At 63.4% G+C, this 19603-nt stretch carries 18 protein-coding genes and 1 pseudogene; 12 read left to right on the top strand and 7 right to left on the bottom strand.

What is annotated here, in order from left to right:
• The first annotated feature begins 69 nt into the window (after positions 1-69).
• The 5 genes from ACFSOZ_RS13815 to ACFSOZ_RS13795 all read left to right on the top strand — a co-directional run bounded on the left by ACFSOZ_RS13815 (position 70) and on the right by ACFSOZ_RS13795 (position 6470).
• Positions 70-1113, top strand: a complete 1044-nt coding sequence (locus ACFSOZ_RS13815; RefSeq protein WP_379098629.1) for a LacI family DNA-binding transcriptional regulator — start codon at positions 70-72, stop codon at positions 1111-1113.
• 62 nt (positions 1114-1175) lie between these two features.
• Positions 1176-2423: an ABC transporter substrate-binding protein gene (locus ACFSOZ_RS13810; RefSeq protein WP_379098626.1), complete on the top strand. Its 1248-nt coding sequence runs from the start codon at positions 1176-1178 to the stop codon at positions 2421-2423.
• Positions 2424-2654: 231 nt separating this feature from the next.
• Positions 2655-3584: a carbohydrate ABC transporter permease gene (locus tag ACFSOZ_RS13805; RefSeq protein WP_379098623.1), complete on the top strand. Its 930-nt coding sequence runs from the start codon at positions 2655-2657 to the stop codon at positions 3582-3584.
• Entirely contained in the window at positions 3584-4441 is an 858-nt protein-coding gene (locus ACFSOZ_RS13800) for a carbohydrate ABC transporter permease (RefSeq protein ID WP_379098621.1), read from the top strand. The genes ACFSOZ_RS13805 and ACFSOZ_RS13800 overlap by 1 nt, the downstream gene beginning before the upstream one ends.
• A gap of 22 nt (positions 4442-4463) precedes the next feature.
• The gene (locus ACFSOZ_RS13795) at positions 4464-6470 is read left to right on the top strand and encodes a glycoside hydrolase family 127 protein (protein ID WP_379098618.1); all 2007 of its coding nucleotides are present in this window, start codon (positions 4464-4466) and stop codon (positions 6468-6470) included.
• Positions 6471-6585: 115 nt separating this feature from the next.
• Here ACFSOZ_RS13795 and ACFSOZ_RS13790 read toward each other — a convergent pair whose 3' ends face one another.
• Both ACFSOZ_RS13790 and ACFSOZ_RS13785 read right to left on the bottom strand, forming a co-directional pair.
• On the bottom strand, positions 6586-6819 hold the full coding sequence (locus ACFSOZ_RS13790; RefSeq protein WP_379098615.1) for a gamma-glutamylcyclotransferase: 234 nt from the start codon (positions 6817-6819) through the stop codon (positions 6586-6588).
• A 118-nt stretch (positions 6820-6937) separates the two neighbouring features.
• A pseudogene (locus ACFSOZ_RS13785) lies at positions 6938-7183 on the bottom strand (gamma-glutamylcyclotransferase); the annotation flags it as partial.
• Positions 7184-7642: 459 nt separating this feature from the next.
• On the opposite strand from ACFSOZ_RS13785, the gene ACFSOZ_RS13780 reads away from it, so the two are divergent.
• Complete coding sequence (locus tag ACFSOZ_RS13780) at positions 7643-8335, top strand: DUF2270 domain-containing protein (RefSeq protein WP_379098612.1); 693 nt, start codon at positions 7643-7645, stop codon at positions 8333-8335.
• A 97-nt stretch (positions 8336-8432) separates the two neighbouring features.
• On the opposite strand, the gene ACFSOZ_RS13775 is transcribed toward ACFSOZ_RS13780, so the two are convergent.
• Complete coding sequence (locus ACFSOZ_RS13775) at positions 8433-8576, bottom strand: hypothetical protein (protein ID WP_379098609.1); 144 nt, start codon at positions 8574-8576, stop codon at positions 8433-8435.
• A 377-nt stretch (positions 8577-8953) separates the two neighbouring features.
• Here ACFSOZ_RS13775 and ACFSOZ_RS13770 point away from each other — a divergent pair, with 377 nt between their 5' ends.
• The 4 genes from ACFSOZ_RS13770 to ACFSOZ_RS13755 all read left to right on the top strand — a co-directional run bounded on the left by ACFSOZ_RS13770 (position 8954) and on the right by ACFSOZ_RS13755 (position 13604).
• Complete coding sequence (locus ACFSOZ_RS13770) at positions 8954-11218, top strand: PAS domain S-box protein (protein ID WP_379098606.1); 2265 nt, start codon at positions 8954-8956, stop codon at positions 11216-11218.
• 16 nt (positions 11219-11234) lie between these two features.
• Positions 11235-11603 carry a response regulator gene (locus tag ACFSOZ_RS13765; protein ID WP_379098603.1) on the top strand — a complete coding sequence of 123 codons (369 nt, stop codon included), beginning with the start codon at positions 11235-11237 and terminating at the stop codon, positions 11601-11603.
• Between the two features lie 169 nt (positions 11604-11772).
• Positions 11773-12330, top strand: coding sequence for an OsmC family protein (locus ACFSOZ_RS13760; RefSeq protein WP_379098600.1), 558 nt, complete (start codon positions 11773-11775; stop codon positions 12328-12330).
• A gap of 59 nt (positions 12331-12389) precedes the next feature.
• Positions 12390-13604 (top strand): NAD(P)-binding domain-containing protein, encoded by a 1215-nt coding sequence (locus tag ACFSOZ_RS13755; protein WP_379098595.1) that lies wholly within the window; start codon positions 12390-12392, stop codon positions 13602-13604.
• 189 nt (positions 13605-13793) lie between these two features.
• On the opposite strand, the gene ACFSOZ_RS13750 is transcribed toward ACFSOZ_RS13755, so the two are convergent.
• From ACFSOZ_RS13750 to ACFSOZ_RS13740, 3 genes are read right to left on the bottom strand one after another with little or no spacing between them, the layout of a single operon-like run.
• Positions 13794-14243, bottom strand: a complete 450-nt coding sequence (locus ACFSOZ_RS13750) for a CoA-binding protein (RefSeq protein WP_379098824.1) — start codon at positions 14241-14243, stop codon at positions 13794-13796.
• A 5-nt stretch (positions 14244-14248) separates the two neighbouring features.
• On the bottom strand, positions 14249-14620 hold the full coding sequence (locus tag ACFSOZ_RS13745; protein WP_379098592.1) for a 2Fe-2S iron-sulfur cluster-binding protein: 372 nt from the start codon (positions 14618-14620) through the stop codon (positions 14249-14251).
• Positions 14617-15972, bottom strand: a complete 1356-nt coding sequence (locus ACFSOZ_RS13740) for a selenium-binding family protein (protein ID WP_379098589.1) — start codon at positions 15970-15972, stop codon at positions 14617-14619. The genes ACFSOZ_RS13745 and ACFSOZ_RS13740 overlap by 4 nt, the downstream gene beginning before the upstream one ends.
• Before the next feature lie 317 nt (positions 15973-16289).
• On the opposite strand from ACFSOZ_RS13740, the gene ACFSOZ_RS13735 reads away from it, so the two are divergent.
• A complete protein-coding gene (locus ACFSOZ_RS13735) occupies positions 16290-16880 on the top strand; it encodes an ankyrin repeat domain-containing protein (RefSeq protein WP_379098586.1) in 591 nt (196 codons plus the stop codon).
• Between the two features lie 12 nt (positions 16881-16892).
• Complete coding sequence (locus ACFSOZ_RS13730) at positions 16893-17396, top strand: YHS domain-containing (seleno)protein (protein ID WP_379098583.1); 504 nt, start codon at positions 16893-16895, stop codon at positions 17394-17396.
• A gap of 15 nt (positions 17397-17411) precedes the next feature.
• On the opposite strand, the gene ACFSOZ_RS13725 is transcribed toward ACFSOZ_RS13730, so the two are convergent.
• Complete coding sequence (locus tag ACFSOZ_RS13725) at positions 17412-19592, bottom strand: adenylate/guanylate cyclase domain-containing protein (protein WP_379098580.1); 2181 nt, start codon at positions 19590-19592, stop codon at positions 17412-17414.
• Positions 19593-19603 lie beyond the last annotated feature (11 nt).

Here is a 19603-nt window from a genome sequence, read left to right as displayed (position 1 = left end):
GGCCGCAAGGCTGGCCGTTTCTTCGGATTGTAAGAGAAAACCTTTTCCCAGCTAAGGATTCTCGGCGCGATGGCATCGGACGATCAGCCTGTCCAGGTCTTTCCCAAGCCCGTCACTCTGCGTGACGTGGCGGGCGAGGCCGGCGTCAGCGTCGCCACCGCCTCGAAGGCGCTCAACGATCAGGGGCGGATGACCGCCGAGACGCGCGAGCGTATTCGCGAGACGGCCCGGCGTCTCGGCTTCCGGCCCAACAGCCTGGCGCAGAGCCTGCTCAGGCGGCGCAGCTTCACCGTCGGCCTGCTCACCAACGATACCTATGGCCGCTTCTCGCTGCCGCTGATGTCGGGCATTTCGGACGCACTGGTCGACAACGGCGTCTCGGTATTCCTGTGCAATGTCGAGGAGGATCCGCGCCTCGGCCAGATGCATGTCGACGCCATGCTCGACAAGCGCGTCGACGGCATCATCGCCACCGGCAAGCGCATCGACCGCCATCTGCCCATCGACCTCGGCAATCTGCGCGTGCCGGTGATCTATGCCTTCACGCAGCCCGATCCGGACGCCATCGCCTTCGTCTCGGACGATGCCGGCGGCGCCCGGCTGGCCGTCGAGCATCTGTGCCGGCTCGGCCGCAAGCGCATCGCCCACGTGACCGGGCCAGCGAGCTTTGCCGTGGTGCACGCGCGGGCGCAGGCCTATCGCGACGTGCTGAGCGAAAACGGCTTGCCGGTCACCGAGCCGCTGCTCGGCTCCTGGTCGGAAGCCTGGGGCCACGAGGCGGTGACGCACCTGTTCGATGGCAAGCTCGAAAAGCCGGACGCCGTCTTCTGCGGCAACGACCAGATCGCGCGCGGTGTCATCGATGCCTTGCGCGAGCGCGGCCTCGGCGTTCCCGGCGATGTCGCCGTCATCGGTTTCGACAATTGGGAGATCCTGGCCGAGGCAACGCGCCCGCCGCTGACCTCGGTCGACATGAACCTGGTCGCACTCGGGCGCGAGGCGGGGCTGACCCTGCTGTCGCTGGTCGGCGGCCAGCCCGCCGCGCCGGGCATTCGAAAACTGCCTTGCCGGCTGGTGGTGCGGCAGTCATGCGGCCATCCGCTGGATGGCTGAAAACCAAGCGCCGCGCAATCGGCGCCAAGCCGCGGACCGCGGCCAAACTGGAGGAGGAGAACATGAGGAACCTGATTGCCAAACTGGCCCTGGCCGCTGCCGTTCTGGGTGGCGGCATCAGTGCCGCGGCCGCCGAGACGGCCAACATCTGGGTGCGCGCCGACGGCTCCAATTTCATGCCGAGGATCGTCGACGCCTACAACAAGGCGCACACCAACCAGGTCAAGCTGGACATCATCCCCAATGCCGAGATCATCCCGAAATATGGTGCGGCGGCCGCCGGCGGCACGGCGCCCGACGCGCTGTCGCTCGACCTGATCTACACGCCGTCCTTCGCCGCCGCCGGCCAGTTGGAGGACATCACCGATTGGGCGAAGTCGCTGCCCTATTTCTCGAGCCTGTCGCCGGCGCATGTGAAGACCGGCACCTACAAGGACCACATCTACGGCCTGCCCTTCTCGGCCGACGCCTCGGTGCTGATCTGGAACAAGAAGCTGTTCAAGCAGGCCGGCCTCGACCCTGAAAAAGGCCCGACCAACTGGGCCGAGATCGCCGCCGACGCCGAAAAGGTCAACGCGCTCGGCGGCAACATCAAGGGCTTCTACTTCTCCGGCAATTGCGGCGGCTGCAACATCTTCACCTTCACGCCGCTGATCTGGGCGTCGGGCGGCGACATCCTCAGCGAGGACGGCTCCAAGGCGACGCTGGACAGCCCGCAGCTGCGTGGCGCCATCGATCTCTACCGGTCGATGGTCAAGAAGGATCTGGTGCCGGCAGGCGCGCAGACCGACACCGGCGCCAACTTCTTTGCCGCCTTCGCCGCCGGCAATATCGGCATCTCGCCGTCCGGCGCCTTCGCCATCGGCGCGCTCAACACCCAGTATCCCGATATCGACTATGGCGTCACCTTCCTGCCGGGCAAGGACAGCGGCTGGTCGTCCTTTGCCGGCGGCGACAATTTCGTCGTCACCAAGGGCACCACGAAACTCGCCGTGGTGAAGGAGTTCCTCGATTTCGCCTATTCGCTCGAGGGCCAGACCATCCTGGCCAAATACGGCAGCCTGCCCGTGCGCGGCGACATCGCCAAGGACGCGCTGAAGGATCTCGATCCGCGCTACCAGATCGCCGCCGAGGCCATGGCCAAGGGCCGCACGCCCTATTCGGTGGTGTTCAATGACCTGATCAACTCCGCCAACGGCCCGTGGACGCAGATGATCAACGAGGTCTTCTTCGGCGACGATGTCGATGGCGCCATCGCCAATGCGCAGGAGACCATGCAGTCGATCATCGACCAGGCGCCGCAGAAATAAGGGCTGGCCGACGGCAGGGGGTGCGCAACGCTCCTGCCGTCCAAGGTCCTGATCCGGTCGCCCGCCCGTCTCCCTGGTCGGGCGGCCGGTGCGCTCCTTACCCTCCCCTTGTGGGGAGGGTCGCTGCGAAGCAGCGGGGTGGGGCGGCGCCAAGCCCCCCACCCGGACCTGCGGTCCGACCTCCCCACAACGGGGAGGTAGGGCGCCCACTGGATCCAACGGAAGAACAGCATGGCCTCCACCATCGCAGCAACCCCTGCCCCACCACGCGCCCGAAAGCTCATCGGCGCCGGCCGCCGGCAGTGGATCGGCCTGCTCTATGTCGCGCCGGCCGTCGCGCTGGTCGTCGTCTTCTTCCTCATCCCGCTTGGCATGACGGCGTGGATGTCGCTGCACAACTGGCCGCTGATGGGCGAGCACAGCTATATCGGCCTCGGCAACTATGTCGCCATCCTGCGCGACACCAGGTTCTGGAACGCGCTCAAGTTCACCGCCTACTACACCGTGATCGTCACCATCGTGATCTTCGCGGTGGCGTTTCCGCTGGCGCTGTTCGTCGAGCGGCCGCGTCCGCTGACCAATCTCTACCGCACCATGTTCTTCATGCCGGCGGTTGTCGGCTTCGCCTCGGCCAGCCTGCTCTGGTCATGGCTGCTGAATGTCGATTCCGGCCTGTTCAGCCCGGCCGCCTACGACCTCGGCCTGATCGACAAGAAATTCAACCTCCTGGCCACCTTCCAGCCGGCCTTCTGGTCGATCATCGCCATGGTCGTCTGGAAGGTCGCCGGCTTCACCATGATCATCCTGATGGCCGGCCTGCAATCGATCCCGCAGGACCTGCAGGAGGCGGCCGTCATCGACGGCGCCGGGCCGTTCGCCAGGTTCAGGGCGATCACACTGCCGCTGATGCGCCGCACCTTGGCGCTGGCGCTGATCCTGTCGGTCGCCGGCTCGATCCTCGCCTTCGACCAGTTCTACATCATCCTGCGCGGCGGCCCGCGCAACCAGACGCTGACGGCGGTCTACTGGATCTTCAACCAGTCCTTCGTGTCGTTCAAGCTCGGCTATGGCGCCGCACTCTCCATGGTGCTGCTGGTGGTCCTGGTGGCGCTCAGCCTCGTCCAGCTGTGGCTGCTGCGCAAGCCGGAGGGTCTCGACTGATGGCGCAGGCCGCCTCCCGCAACCGCAAGCTCGCTGCCCGCATCGCCGAGCACTCGACCGGCATCATCGCCTCGGTGCTGTTCGCGGCGCCGATCGTGTGGGCGGTGCTGTCGGCCTTCAAGCCGGCACAGGAAGCGCGCCTGCCGCCGCTGCCGCCCTGGCCGACGACAGGATTCTCGCTGGAGAACTATGCCACGCTCAACACCTTTGGCGATGGGCTCTGGGTGTCGGCGCAAAACAGCATCTATGTCTCGGTGATGACCGTGGTGCTGTCGGTCGCCGTCAGCGTGCTGGCCGGCTACGGCTTTTCGCGCTTTCGGTTTCCGTTCAAGGACCTGTTCTTCATTCTCATCCTGTCGACGATCATGATCCCGTTCCAGTCGATCCTGACGCCGATCTTCCTGGTGCTGACCAAGCTTGGCCTGCACAACACGCTCACCGGCCTGGTCGGCGTCTATGTGACGCTGCAACTGCCGTTCTCGATCTTCATGATGCGCAACGCCTTCGACGCGGTGCCGCGCGAGATCGAGGAAGCTGCCCGCATGGACGGCGCCAACAACATCACCATGCTTTTGAAGGTGATGCTGCCGCTGGTCTGGCCGGGCGTCGTCACCATCGCGCTGTTTGCCTTTCTCGGCGCCTGGAACGAGTTCCTCGCCGCGCTCGTGCTGATGACCGACCAGTCCAAATTCACGCTGCCGGTGATGATGACGGCGCTGCAGTCGGGCCGCTTCGGCGCCATCGACTGGGGCGCGGTGCAGGCGGGCGTCACCGTGATGATGGTGCCGTGCCTCATCCTGTTCCTGGCCCTGCAGCGCTTCTACATCCGCGGCCTGATGGCCGGGGCCGTCAAGTAAATCGACCGAATGGAGTAAGTTCATGACCGCATCGCCATCCGCCCGAACCGCCCAGACGGGCACGTTGGAAAAGACCGGCAAGCCCAAACTCGCCTTCCGCCCGCTGCCGGTGCCGCAGGTCGACGTGCACGGCTTCTGGGGCGACCGCGCCGACGCGGTGGCCGCGCGTACCGCCGACATCCTCTACGACCGCTGCGTCGAGGCGCGCATGCTGGAGCAGATCGACCCGGACCGGCCTTCGCCCGGCCTCGTCATCCCGTTCCACTCGCCCTCTCCCGACGAAGCCGAACGCCAGGGCGCGGAATTCACCGGCTCGACGGTGACCACGCAGATGTTCTGGGATTCCGATCTCGGCAAGACGATAGAGACCGCTGCCTATTCGCTCTACCGGCGCAAGAACCCCGAACTGGAGAAGAAGATCGATGCCGTCATCGACATGTACGGCAGGCTGCAGCAGCCGGATGGCTATCTCTCGAGCTGGTACCAGCGCATCCAGCCCGGCCTGCGCTGGACCAATTTGCGCGACTGCCATGAGCTCTATTGCGCCGGCCATCTGATCGAGGGCGCTGTCGCCTACTACCAGGCGACCGGCAAGCGCAAATTCCTGGATATCATGTGCCGCTATGCCGACCACATCGCGTCGGTGCTGGGGCCCGAGCCCGGCAAGAAGAAGGGCTATTGCGGCCATGAGGAAATCGAGCTGGCGCTGGTCAAGCTGGCGCGCGTGACCGGTGAGCAGAAATACATGGAGCTGGCGAAATACTTCATCGACCAGCGCGGGGTCGAGCCGCACTATTTCGACGAGGAAGCGCGTGCCCGCGGCGCCGACCCGAAGGCCTATCATTTCAAGACCTACGAATACAATCAGTCGCACAAGCCGGTGCGCGAGCAGGACAAGGTCGTCGGCCATGCGGTGCGGGCAATGTACCTCTATTCGGGCATGGCCGACATCGCCACCGAATATGGCGACGACACTCTGCGGACAGCGCTCGACCGGCTGTGGGACGATCTCACCAGCAAGAGCCTCTACATCACCGGCGGATTGGGGCCTTCGGCGCACAATGAGGGCTTCACCAGCGACTACGACCTGCCCAACGAGAGCGCCTATGCCGAGACCTGCGCTGCGGTCGGGCTGGTGTTCTGGGCCAGCCGCATGCTCGGCATGGGGCCGAACGCCCGCTATGCCGACATGATGGAACGCGCCCTCTACAATGGCTCGATCTCGGGCCTGTCGCTCGACGGCTCGCTGTTCTTCTACGAGAACCCGTTGGAAAGCCGGGGCGCCCACAACCGCTGGAAATGGCACCGCTGCCCCTGCTGCCCACCCAATATCGGGCGCATGGTCGCCTCCATCGGCAGCTATTTCTACAGCCTGGCCGACGATGCCATTGCCGTGCATCTCTATGGCGACTCGACCGCCCGCTTCGACATATCGGGCGTGCCGGTGAGCCTGACGCAGGCGAGCCGCTATCCCTGGGACGGCGCCGTCGGGATCACGCTCGAGCCGCAGGCGCCGGTGGAATTCACCCTTCACCTGCGCATCCCGGCCTGGAGTGCCAGTGCCGGGTTGACGGTGAACGGCGACGCGGTCAGCCTGGCGGATGTCACCAGCGACGGCTATGCCGCGATCCGGCGGATATGGAAAAAGGGCGACCAGGTCCGGCTCGATCTCGAAATGCCGATCGAACGGCTCTATGCCAACCCGCAGGTGCGGCAGGATGCCGGCCGCGTCGCGCTGTCGCGCGGTCCGCTGATCTACTGCGTCGAGGCGACCGACAATGACAGCCAGCTGCATCGCCTGACGCTGCCGAGGACGGCAAGCGTCGAAGCGCAACAGCGGCCGGAGCTTCTCGGCGGCGTGGTGACGCTTTCGGCCGTCGCCCGATCGGACGCCGGCGACGGTTGGCAAAGCGGGCTCTACAGGCCCGAGCCGCCGGCCACTGCAGAAACGCGCCTGACCGCCATTCCCTATTTCGCCTGGGACAATCGCGAGCCCGGCGAAATGCTGGTGTGGCTCAGGGACGGGTGAGAGAGCCTGTAGAGTTTCCAAGCAGGCGCCCAGCGCTCAGCCGGTCCTGTAGACCAGGCTGAGCCGTCCGCCCGGCATCGGCTCGACCTTGGTGAGTTCCAGGTTCTTCGCGCCTTCAGCCGGCGTCGGCGCGGCCAATCTCCTCGGCCACCAGCGCTTGGAGTTGCCAGAGATTGCGATCGCGGATGCCGCAGGCTTCGAGATGGCGGATGGTCTCGAAGAGGTATTCCGCACCCGACCCCCAATGGCCGACGGCCGTCGCCAGCGTCGCCGCGATCGCCTGCTTGTCGAGCTTGCCGGCATAGCGCGGGTTGGCGGGATCGACGACGAAGCCAAGCGCGCGGCTCATGCCCCCTGCTTGTCCTGACCTGCAGCCAGCGCGGCACGTTGACGGCCGGCAGGATGGTCATCTCGCGGCGCAGCAGCGCTTCGAGATTGGTCGCCACCGGCTCGGCGATCTCGAACACCATGCCCTGGCACTGGCCGCCACGGTCGAGCGCCATCATCAGGCCGGGGTTCTCGACCGTGCCCCGGAAGCGCTTGACGGTAAAACAAAACGACCGGTGCCAGCCGCTCGCCACCGCTCGCTCGCCGCCCCTCACCTCGCCGGCCGGCTTCCACAGCAGCGAGCCATAGGCAAACAGTTTCAGCGGCCCGGCTGGCGCGCCGGCCAACACCTCGTCGCGGATACGCGCATAGTCGGCATCGGTCATATAGGCCATGCCCGGCGTCGGCCCGGCATCCTCGACCACGCGCATGGTGCGAGCGACGAGTTCCTCGGTCAGTGACATCGGCGCCTTGCGCGTCGATGTGGCAGAAATGGGCTTGTTCATTCTCGTGCCTCAAGCATAGCCGCCATGTTGCTGAAGGCATCGAGATTCTCAAGGGGCTGGCCGGCCCGGTGCGGACTCAAAATCTGAACCGCCGCGCCCAACCGCCTGAAAGGATTCGTAAGTATCGGCTATCCCTGCCCAGATCTACGACACCAGCGGGCACCCTTCGATCGAGCGTCGCGAAACAGCGCGATCGGGTGGCTGAGCCGTCATGCCGGCGGCCGGTGCGGCAGCCAGGCGCGCACCTGCGGCTTGCTGGCCGACTGGATCGGCGGATCTGAGTGAGCGACAGGGAACAATGTTGCCGGCAAACCGTTCTGGTCTTCGCCGGAGGAAGCCATGAACGACGCGTCGGCAAAGCCCGCGGGCCCCGTCCTTTCATCGACGGAGCGCGTGAATACGCTGTCGCATTTTCACCGCGCCGAGATCGCGCGCATGGCGGGATGGCGGGATCGGCTCGACAGGACGACGAACTGGGCGATCACGGTGGTGGCGGCGCTGCTTTCGGTGTCGCTGTCCACTCCCAGTGCGCATCACGGCGTGCTGCTGTTCGCCATGCTGCTGATCCTGCTGCTGCTGTGGATCGAGGCGCGCCGCTATCGGTTCTTCGACTTCTACCGGTCTCGCGTGCGCCAGTTCGAGCGTCATTATTTCGCGCAGATCTTTTCGCCGCAGCCCGACTTTGCCTCCGACTGGCTGCTCATCGTCGGCGAAGGCCTGCGCGCGCCGAAGTTTCTGCTGTCGCAGCGCGCTGCGCTGGCGCGCCGCCTGCGGCGAAATTACATCTACCTGTTCCTGATCCTGCTGCTGGCCTGGGTGGTCAAGATATCGACCCCCAGCCTTCAGACCGCGGGCGTCAGGACCGGGTTTGTCGGTTCGCTTCGCGATGCCGTCGACAGTGCCGCCCTTGGCCCCATTCCCGGTGTGGCGATCGTGATCGTCGTGGCGGCTTTCTATGCCGCGCTGTTCGCCTTCGCCTTTTTTGCGTCCGACGACGACGGCGAACTTTCCTTCGGTGATGTCCATGTCTGAAGTCGACGTCCGACAACAGGCGGCTGCAACGCAAATGACGACCCGCGGGGTCGTGCTTGCGGCTTGATTGCCCCTGCCGAGGACCGGTTTTCGGAGTCTAGATGCCGAAGAACTGCCTGCCGATCATGTAGCCCAGCGCCGCCACGACCAGCGGAAACAGCGCCGGCGCGACCTTGCCGAGAACGGAGACTTGCTGGACCTGCGCCGGCGTGTGGAGCGCATTGCCGAGATTCTTGGTCATTGCTTGCCTCAGGTTCGAATGATTCATTAGCAAATAGTGAATTAACAGCATGGCCGCATTAACGGCTTGTAAAGAAAATAGATCGAATAGCGGACCATTGCCTTGCCCGCTACGCGCTGCCCGACGCCTGGCCACCAGTGAAAATCGATGCGCGGCGGGAACCGAATGGCTCGTCCCGTGTTGTGGCGCTCGGGGGCGTAATTGTTGTTCAAGATCTCATCAAGCGCCGGCAGTCGGTCGGCGCGCTTGTGGCTCGAAGGTCATGCCTGCGCCGCGACAGCGCTGGTCGAGAGAGGTTCCCGGTCGTCCAGGGATTCTGACCTGTTAGCGGAAACCGATCCAACGTCGAACCAGCGCCGACCGATCCATGAGACGCCATGCCAGAATCCAGCACAAAGACCGTAGGCGATCGCAGGCATGCCTTCCTCGCTGGCGGCGGCCATCTCGGCTGCCTGATCGCGGCGTTCGACTGGGCGTCGACCTCGATCGGCTCGATTGAAAGCTGGCCGCAAAGCCTGAAGACGGCGGTGTCGCTGATCCTGCGCTCGAAGGTGCCGATCGTCATGCTGTGGGGCGAGGACGGCGTCATGATCTACAATGACGGCTATTCGGAATTCGCCGGCGGCCGCCACCCGCGTTTGCTCGGCTCCAAGGTGCGTGAGGGTTGGCCCGAAGTGGCCGACTTCAACGACAACATCATGAAGGTCTGCCTGGCCGGCGGCACGCTTGCCTATCGCGAGCAGATGCTGACGCTCGACCGCACGGGAAAACCCGAGCAGGTCTGGCTCGATCTCGACTATTCGCCGGTCCCAGACGAAAGCGGCGAGCCGGCCGGCGTCATCGCCATCGTCATCGAGACGACGCAGAAGGTCGCCGCCGAGCGCTGGCGGGCGAGTGAACGCGACCGGCAGCGGCAGATGTTCGAACAGGCACCGGGCTTCATGGCCATGCTGTCCGGGCCCCAGCATGTCGTCGACCTGACAAACGCGGCCTACATGCAGCTGGTCGGCCACCGCGACATCATCGGCATGCCGATCCGCGAGGCCTTGCCCGAGGTCGAAGGGCAAGGTTTTTTCGAGCTGCTTGACCAGGTTTTCACCTCCGGCGAGGCCTTCGTCGGCTACGCGCTGAAGGCCGAACTGCAGCGCACGCCTGGGGCCCAGACCGAAGAGCGCTTCATCGACCTCGTCTATCAGCCGGTGCGCAATCCGGCGGGCGAGGTCTTCGGCATCTTCGTGCAAGGTGTCGACGTCACCGACCGGCTGGTTGCCGAACAGGCGCTGCGCCAGAGCGAGATGCAGTTCCGCACCTTCGCCGAAGCGATGCCCAACCATGTCTGGACCGCCTCCCCCGAAGGCTTGCTCGACTGGTTCAATCCGCGCGTCTACGACTATTCCGGTGCTGCGGCCGGCGAACTCGACGGCCAGGCCTGGGCCGCGATCGTCCATCCCGACGATATCGGTTCGGCCGCGCAAAAATGGCAGCAAGCGCTGGCGGCGGGCGTCTTCTACGAGACCGAGTTCCGCCTGCGCCGGCGAGACGGTGCTTATCGCTGGTTCATTGCGCGCGCCGTTCCGATCCGCGATGCCGATGGCGTGATCCTGCGCTGGATCGGCACCAACACCGATATCGACGACCAGAAGCAGGCGGCGCAGGCCCTGCTGCAGAGCGAGCGCCGCCTGCAACTGTCGCAAAATGCCGCCGGTATCGCGGCGCTGGAGCTCGATATCGCCAGCGGAACCGTGGTCGGCTCCGAGGGCTTCTGGGGACTCTGGGGGCTATCGCCCCGCGATAGCGTTCATATCAGCGTGCTGGAAAACATCGTCATTCCGGAGGACAAGGACGTTCGCTCCAACCCGGAGACGCGCAGGCAGGGCACCGCGGTGCCAGCCGTCGAATACCGCATCCGGCGGCCCGACAATGGCGAATTGCGCTGGCTGTCGCGCCATATCGACTTCGTCCATGACGAGACCGGCAAGCCGGTCAAGATGTTCGGCGTCATGCAGGACGTCACCGACCGGCGCGAGGCGCAGGCGAGACAAGAGCTGCTGACCCATGAGCTGGAGCACCGCATCAAGAACATCCTGGCCATGGTCTCCGCCATCGCCTCGCAGACCTTGCGCAACACCGACATCGAGACCGCCAGCGCCACCTTCAACGAGAGGCTGCGGGCACTGGCCAACGCCCATGACATTCTCAACAAGACCCGTTGGACCAGCGCCTCCATCCGCGAGGTGGTCGACAACACCATCGCCGCCTTCCCGGTCGCCCGGATCTCGGTTTCAGGCCCGGCCCTGCCGATCAATCCGAAGATGGCGCTGACGCTCGCGCTCGCCGTCAACGAGCTCGCCACCAACGCGCTGAAATATGGCGCGCTGTCGACATCCGACGGCCAGGTGTCGATAGAATGGTCGCTGCAGCCGTCGTCCGAGACAGCCGAGGAAACGCGGCTGATCTGGCGCTGGCGCGAGCGCGGCGGGCCGCCGGTGACACCGCCCGCCCGGCGCGGCTTCGGCCGTTTCCTGATCGAGCGTGTGCTTGGCACCGATTTCGGCGGCGCCGTGCAGATCGACTACCACGTCGACGGAGTTGAATGTGTCTTGAATGCACCCGCGCCCCGGTTGCCGACAGCGCGCTACTGACTACATAGGGCGTATCATGACACTTCAGAACCCTGCCACCATCCTCATCGTCGAAGACGAAGCGTTCCTGCTGTTTGCCATCGCCGATGAATTGCGCGAGGCGGGGTTCGACGTGCTGGAGGCCACCAACGCCGACCAGGCGATCCGGCTTTTGGAGACACGGCAGGATATCGCCATCCTGTTCACCGATATCGACATGCCGGGTTCGATGGACGGCTTGCGCCTGTCGGCCGCCGTGCGCGACCGCTGGCCGCCGATCAAGATCATCATCACCTCGGGCAAGCGCCGGCCGGCGCAGGATGCGATGCCGAGCGGCGGCGTCTTCCTGCCCAAGCCCTATGCCCCGGAGACGGTCGCCGCCACCATCCAGGGGCTGCTGGCCTAGAACCTTGGGGCGCTATCCGCCGAGATAGAGCTGACCCACTACCCTCTGCGGAAACAACTTGAAGAAACGCTTCGCTGCCCATAGCATGCCTTCCCCTGGCGAAATCTGATCAGGAGGTCAGTGGGATCGGTCGGGTTTTTTAAGCCAGTGCAAAGTAGGGAGGATAATTATGGCTTCCGAAGTACAGGCAAACAATGGCGTTAACGTCGAGGCGCTGCTCGGCGCACGCGAAGCTCTTACCAACGCCCCGGAGGCTGCGCAGTTCAAGTGGCGCGCGGCCTGCGAATGGAAGGATGGCACCCACAGCCACTCGACGGTCGAGAGCTTTTACGGTCTCGGCCAGGACCAGCATCGCAAGACCACCTTCACATTCGATGCCGACCATCCGGAGGTCTTCGCTTCCTTGGATCAGGGCGCCACGCCTGTCGAATACGTGCTGGTCGGGCTCGCGAGTTGCCTGACCGCCGGCATCGCCGCGGTTGCCCAGAACCGGAACATCCAGTTGAAGTCGGTGAAGGCGACCATCGAAGGCGACATGGATATTGCGGGCATACTCGGCATCGACAGCGACGTCCGCAACGGCTTCAGCGGCATCACGGTGAAGTACAACATCGACGCCGACGCCAAGCGTGAGGACATCGAGGCTCTCGTCGCTCAGTCGCAGAAGCGGTCGGCGGTCTATGACATTGTCACCAATCCGACGAACGTCACGGTCGTAGTGAATTGAAAGGCGCTTCGAGCCGTAGACTCTCCCGATGAGAGGGCGCGATTAGTTCCGTCACCACAGTGATCGTCGGTGCAGGGCACGCGGGGCTCGCGATGAGCCGCTGCCTCGCGGAGCGATCGATCGACCATGTGCTGCTGGAGCGCGGCGAGATCGCTCATACCTGGCGCACCGAGCGATGGGATTCGCTGCGGTTGCTCACCCCGAACTGGCAGAGCCGGCTGCCGGGTTTCCGCTATGACGGCGACGACCCCGACGGCTACCGCACGATGCCCGAGGTGATCGATTTCCTCGGGAACTATGCCAAGGCGATCTCGGCTCCGGTCAGAACCCACACGACCGTCACCTCGGTTCGCAGCGACGGGGCGGGATATCTCGTGCGCACGGACCGCGGCGAGTGGCGGTGCCGGACGGTGGTGCTGGCGTCGGGCGCGTGCAACATCGCGCGCCTGCCCGATTTGGCCGCCCGCGTGCCGCCGTCGGTCTCCATGCTGACGGCACAGTCCTACCGCAATCCGGGTCAGGTCGCCGACGGTGGCGTGATGGTGGTGGGCGCGTCGTCGAGCGGCACCCAGATCGCACAGGAGCTGCAGCGTTCAGGGCGTCAAGTGACCCTGTCGGTGGGCGAGCACATCCGGGCGCCCCGCGTCTATCGCGGCAAGGACCTGGAATGGTGGATGGATGCCGCCGGCGTGCTCGACGAGCGTTACGACGAGGTGGACGACATCAGGCGGGCGCGACGGGTTCCTTCGCTGCAGCTTGCCGGCACGCCCGACCGCACCACCCTCGACCTCAATGCGCTCGACGACCTCGGCGTCCGGCTCATCGGCCGTCTCGCCGGCATCACCGAAGACGGCAAGGCCCAGTTTGCGGGGTCGTTGCGCAACATGTGTGCACTTTCCGATCTCAAGATGACCCGGCTGCTCGACCTCATCGACGAATGGGCGCGCGCCAACGGCCTGGGCGCTACGGTCGAGCCGCCGGATCGCCTGCCGCCGACCCGTGTCGAGGACAACCCGCCGCTCGGCCTCGACCTCGCCGGAGGCGCGATCAGGACGATCATCTGGGCCACCGGCTACCGGCCGGACTACTCCTGGCTGGAGCTGCCGGTCCTCGACCGCAAGGGCCACGTCCGTCACGACGGCGGTGTAGCGGAACATCCGGGCCTGTACCTGATGGGGACGCAGTTTCTGCGCCGCCGCAAGTCTGCGCTGATCGACGGCGCCGGCGACGACGCGCGTGATCTCAGCGATCATCTGGCATCGTATCTCGGGTAAAATTCAATCTGCTAGTGCATGTCCCCAAAAGTGGCCCCGGTTTTAGGGCAACGACATGCATAAAACAAAAAACTAAAGTGCGTCGCCTGAATCCGTTCAAACGCGACGCGCTTTAGCAGACTCAACGTCTGAGACCCCAGAGGGAACAGGTTGGTTGCCGCGACAACCCCGAATTCTGCGCCCCCGCAATCATATTCCCAAGTGCAGCTTCGGCTTCCAGAAGGGGCGGAACAACTCGATCTTGGGACAGCGGTTCATCACCACTTTCAAGCCGGCATCCTCCGCCAGCTGGGCGGCAGCGTCATCGCGCACCCCAATCTGACCCCACAGAACCTTGGCATTGATTGCGATGGCCTCCTGTGCAACTTCCAACAGATCTTCGGGGCGGCGAAAAACCTCGACCATATCCACCGGCCGGTCGATGGCCGCCAGTGACGCGTACACCTTGAGCCCTCGAATCTCATCCAGCCCGGGACTGGGGTTGACCGGGATCATGTCGTAGCCGATTTCGTGCAGCACCCTGAGTACACCATAGGAAAACTTGGTTTTGTCGGGGCTGGCCCCCACCATCGCGATGGTTTTGACCGATTTCAGAATGTCTTGCAGATAAGCCTCCGAATAGGGCTCATCATGATTCATATGGGTCATTTCTTTGCTTCCAACGGGGTCGCAATATCGGCTTTCAATTCATGAGCGGCCAGCGGGTCAAGAAAGGGGTTGCGATAGAGCTTGTCGTGGCTCTCGACGCCGACCTCCAGCGTGCAGTCGCTCATAGGTCGGGCGACGCAGAGGATTATATAGCCATTGTTGATCTGGCGGTTGTTCAGCGCCCGCTGCGCCTTTTGATCGACTTTGCCGCTGATTATTTTGGCCGCACAGCTTATGCAGCCGCCATACTTGCACCCATACGGCAGATCCACGCCCTGCTCGCGCAAGCTTTGCAAGAGGGGCTTGCGGTGATCGACGTCAAAGGCCGCACCGCCTTGATTGGCGAGAGTGATGGTGAAGCTGGTCATACCCAGATGTCACTCGTGCAATCACCGCCGGGATAACGGGTTTCGTGGCAGCGGCTTGGTCCGTTTGGTTCCTTACCAAAATCAACGACGAATAGCGGATCGATTTCCATGCCGCCGTTTTCCGTATCGCAATTGACCATCAGCATGCATCCGCCATTGGTGCGGATTTCCGGATAGAACTGATTATCCCAGGTCGAGAACAGTGAAGTCGTCACATAAAGGCGCTTGCCGTCGAGGCTGAGCTGTATCATCTGCGGCCCGCCCGTCACTTTCACGCCATTGACCTCAGGCGCACGGCCGAGAAGTCCGCCCATCCACACTTGTCCCGTAAGCTTGGCATTGTGAGGGTCCGAGATGTCGTACTGACGGATGTCGCCATGCAACCAGTTGCACAGATAGAGGTATCTATCGTCCATACTGAGCAGAATGACTGAGATCACGCCCGGTATCGGGATCGGCCATTCGGGGTGCGGCTCATTGTCGACATCGACAATTTTTTCCCATTGCCAATCGCCCGCCGCATCCTTCCACCAATGGATGATATTTGCCGAAAGGGCCGCGCCGACGAAGCCGTGACTGCTGTCGGGATTATGATGGAATCGCACTTCCAGTGGGATCAAGCCATCTTCACCGAGATAGAATGTCTGCTTTGGCTCCTTCTTTTCAAAATCCCAGAAATGGATCTCCCGGCCATATTTCAGATGGCCAACCTCTTCCAGGTCAAAACCAGGCATGAAGGTATTGGGCGCGGCCCACTCCGAGCTGACCATCACGTTGTGTCGCGGCTGGTACCAGAAATCATAACCAAACTTGATGCTGCCCATGGAGTTTTCCCAACGGCCGACAATCTCGAACTCCTTGCTGAGCTGCAAATAGCCGCCGGGGGCATTGCCTTGAGCGTCGCCAAGCATGGAAACGATGATGTCCGAGCCGAGGCAATGCACCGTGTGCGGTGCCGACAAGTTGGTCCTGGCTTTGATTTCAGCGCCATCTATGACCTTGAACAGTGTCGGATTGCGGGGATCGGTACCGCAATCGACAATATGCAGGTTGGACGAGCGCACACCCGGCACAATCAGATATTTCCGCTCCATGCCCGCATCGCCATGGCACGACGAACAGGCATTCCAGCCCGAGTGATGAAGCTCATCGCCAATACCCGGCATTTGCAGACGTGAAATCACCTGGCTGTAGGTCGAACTCTCCGGGTCGACATCAATGGTACACAGATAGTCCGGCTTCTGAATGCCCGTGCCAGTGTAGATGGCAATCGTATAGAGCAGCTTTTCGCGAGGTGCCCTCATCGCCTCGGCTGGAGAAGCATAGCCCGGTCCACAGCAATGATTGGTCATGGGTACTTCCCCAATTTGAACAGATCACTGGCCAGCCCCAACGGGGTCAAGCTGGAATGTTAGTGCATGCTTGGCATTGGCGCTACAGCCGGAGGCGCTCGAAGGTCCGCCTCTGGCCTTCCGAGCCTCGAAGCCGCCATTCCGCTGTCGGCCCAAATGCTACCGGGCGGCAATGCGCCAATCGCGGTCGTTCGTGGCGCAATCCGAAGCGGACATTCCATTTTGCTGGCTCGCAGGCGGGCAAAGCCAGAGCGCCATGTCGTGGAGCGCCGCTCTGCCGAACTTGTACGCCATCCTCGCGCGTGATACCGTTACTGATGCGTGGACTGTTGACACTTCTCGTGTTGGCGTTTGCCGCGACCAATGCAGCGGCGGGCGATGTACTGTTCGACGCCATAGCTGCCGGCGACAAAGTGGGTGTCGAGCAAGCTCTCGCCAGTGGTGCCGACGTTGACAGCCGGGCACGCGACCAAGCAACCCTTCTCATCGCTGCTGCGCTCGACGACCAGCCCGCAATTGCGGAATTGCTGGTGAGCAAGGGCGCCGACGTCATGGCCCGGAACTCAGGCGGCTTCACCCCGCTTCATGCGGCGGCCTTCTCGGGCAGCCTGCCGATCGCCAAGCTGCTGCTGGAAAAAGGCGCCGTGCTCGAAGATGCCGCCAACAAGGCGGGTGCTACGCCGTTGTTGGTGGCCGGCGAGGAAAACCACGTTGAACTGGCCGAATTCCTTATTGCGAAAGGTGCCGACGTGAACCACCCCGAGGGTCATGGCTACATGCCGATAACGCGCGCATTCTGGAAGGGCAACACGGATATCATACGACTGTTCAAACGCCATGGTGCTACCTGCCAAGCCAAAATCCTTGGCGAGGCGAACGCGGCGAAGTGCGCCGAGATCCACGATTGATGGAGGATACAGATGAGCACGATGATCAAGTCACGACTGGTTCGAAATTTGGGAGCGGCTGCCCTGGTCGCGGTAGCTGCGGTCGTCGGCGCGGGATCGGCCTGGGCCGACGATTCGGTAAACACCGGCTATTTCGGCGGTGTGGCGATCATGGGCTACGACACGGTCGCCTATTTCACCGACGGCAAGGCAGTGAAGGGCTCCGAGAACATCTCCTACAACTGGTTGGGAACACCCTGGCATTTCGCCAGCAAGAAACATCAGGAAATGTTCATGAGCGACCCGGTCAGGTACGCTCCTCAATATGGCGGCTACTGCGCCGGCGAAGTCGTGGGCGGAGGGGTAACGGTCAACGTCGATCCTGAAGCATTCAAGATTATCGACGGCAAGCTCTACCTGATCTACGACGTCGGCAATGCGGATGATTTCGCCGCGCATGCGGATGAATGGATACCGAAAGCCGATGCCAACTGGCCGAAGGTCGCGGCCAATTTGGAGTTCGACAAGTATCACTGAGACGCGCGCGCGCGTCTACTGAACCACCGTGAAGTGAAACACCTTGCTTGTATTGGCATAGGAGTAGCCTTTGCCGGCTGCGTCGTTGCGCCTGTAGACGTGACCGCAGTCGGGGCGCCCGAACAGGTTCTCGCTCTGCTCGCACAAGAGATCGCCATCGACATAGACGGTCTCGGTGACCAGCCGCGTCGTCGAGCGGAAAGCCGCCTTGCCGTCGCTCCCGATCTGAAGGAAGGCTGTTTGGAGACCGGGTTCGATCTGGCCTTGCAGTGTATGGCCAATGACGAGGGACGCGATCTCAGCACCCTTCAACTGGTCGGCTTCGTCCGGGGTAAAGCCGAAGCGCCATTGGGGTAGGCCTGCTTGGCGCAGTGCGTTGACGAGGATCGCCAGATCCTGCGGGTTCCGGAAATGTGCGTGAGTCATCTGCCACCCAGCCAAGGAGTCCACGTAGCTGGACCCCGCTACGAGGCGGAGCCCATCGGCGATTGCGGCTTTCGCATCCGGTAAACGGCCGCCGCGGACATACGCCGCAGCGAGCGTAAACCGAAAGTTGCCAACCGTGGGCGCATCGTCGCGTGTGCGTTCGAGAGTCTCGATCGCTTTCTCGACATTCCCTTGGAGAAGAAAAACCAGCCCAGCAGCTTCCCGGTTGATGGGTGAAAGATTGGGATCGAGCCTGAGCGCCGTCTCGACCGCTGCGGCTGCCTCGGCATGATTGCCGGCGTATGACTGAACATATCCAAGGGCTGCTTGCGCCTCTGCATCGCCCGGACCGATTGAAACAGCCTTCTTGGCAGAGGCAATCGCATCTTCGTAGCGGCGATTCACGACTTGCATGATACCGAGAATTGCATAGGGCGATGAAAGGTCCGGTTCGAGTTGCAGCGCACGGCTTGCCTTCTCATAGGCGCGCTTGCGCGCGGGCGCGCTCTGCATGACGTCGTTGAAGGCCTCGCGCCAGACATAGACGGTCGTGCGCGCGTCGGCCGCGAAGGCTTCGGCAAAAGCGGGGTCGAGTTCCTCCGCCTTGTCGTAGAGCGTGAGCGCCTCCCGCAACCCGGCCAGCAGGACGCTGCGTGACGCCGTCTCGGCTTGTAGATAGTAATCGTAGGCCTCGAGATTGTTCGTCGGCGGGCGCGCCATTCGTTCGCTCTCCACTGCCGAAGGTTGCATGCCGAGCGCCTTGGCGATCTCCCGGCTCATCTCGTCCTGGACACTGAACACACCAGCCATGCCGCGGTCGAACCGGTTGGCCCACAGATTGTCGCCCGTTGCCGTATCGATGAGCTGGGCATTGAGGCGGATCTGCTCGCCGGTGCGGCGGACGCTCCCCTCGACGACGAAGCGGACGCCAAGGTCGCGCGCGACGTCCGCCAGCGCTGCAGGCTTGTCCTTGTAGGCGAACACCGAGTTACGCGCGATGACGTCCAGACCGGAAAGCTTGGTGAGGTCGGTGATCAGATCCTCGGTGATGCCGTCAGCGAAATAGTCCTGGCCTGGATCGCCGCCGAGGTTTGCAAACGGCAGCACGGCAACCGATGGCCGCGATGGCACCGAGAACTTCTGCCACGCAAAAATGCCGGCAATCGCGGCAATCGCCAGGGCGGCGGCGCCTGCCAGGATCATGACGCGCAGGCCCGGCCGGTGGGGCGCGGCCGTGACCTTTCCCGAGGCCGCGGGATCGAGCAAGAGGCGATAGGCGCGAACCGGATCGGCGATGTTCTTGAGGCGCTGCTCTCCCAGACTGGCAAAGCCGACGTCCACCTTGTGGACGGCATGATCGAATGCGGTTCCGGAGATGCAGATTCCGCCTGGCTCGGCCATGGCCTCCAGGCGCGCGGCAATGTTCACGCCATCGCCATAGATGTCATCGCCCTCGACAATGACGTCGCCGAGATTGACGCCGATGCGAAACCGGATCTGCCGGGCATCAGTTGTGCCCTTGTTGCGCTCCGCCATTCGGCGCTGGATCACGGCAGCGCACTGGACGGCATCGACGACGCTGGCGAACTCGACGAGCGCGCCGTCGCCCATGAGCTTGATAATGCGGCCGTGGAATTCCTTGATCGCGGGGTCGATCAGTTCGCGACGGCAACCCTTCAAGCGTTCGAGCGTGCCTACCTCGTCCTCGCCCATGAGGTGGCTGTAGCCAACCACATCGGCAGCAAGTATCGCGGTAAGCCTTCGCTCCATACCTGCCTGCG

This window comes from Mesorhizobium newzealandense, assembly GCF_042682145.1.
Lineage (GTDB): Bacteria > Pseudomonadota > Alphaproteobacteria > Rhizobiales > Rhizobiaceae > Mesorhizobium > Mesorhizobium newzealandense.
This window is presented reverse-complemented; position numbering and strand designations above follow the sequence as displayed.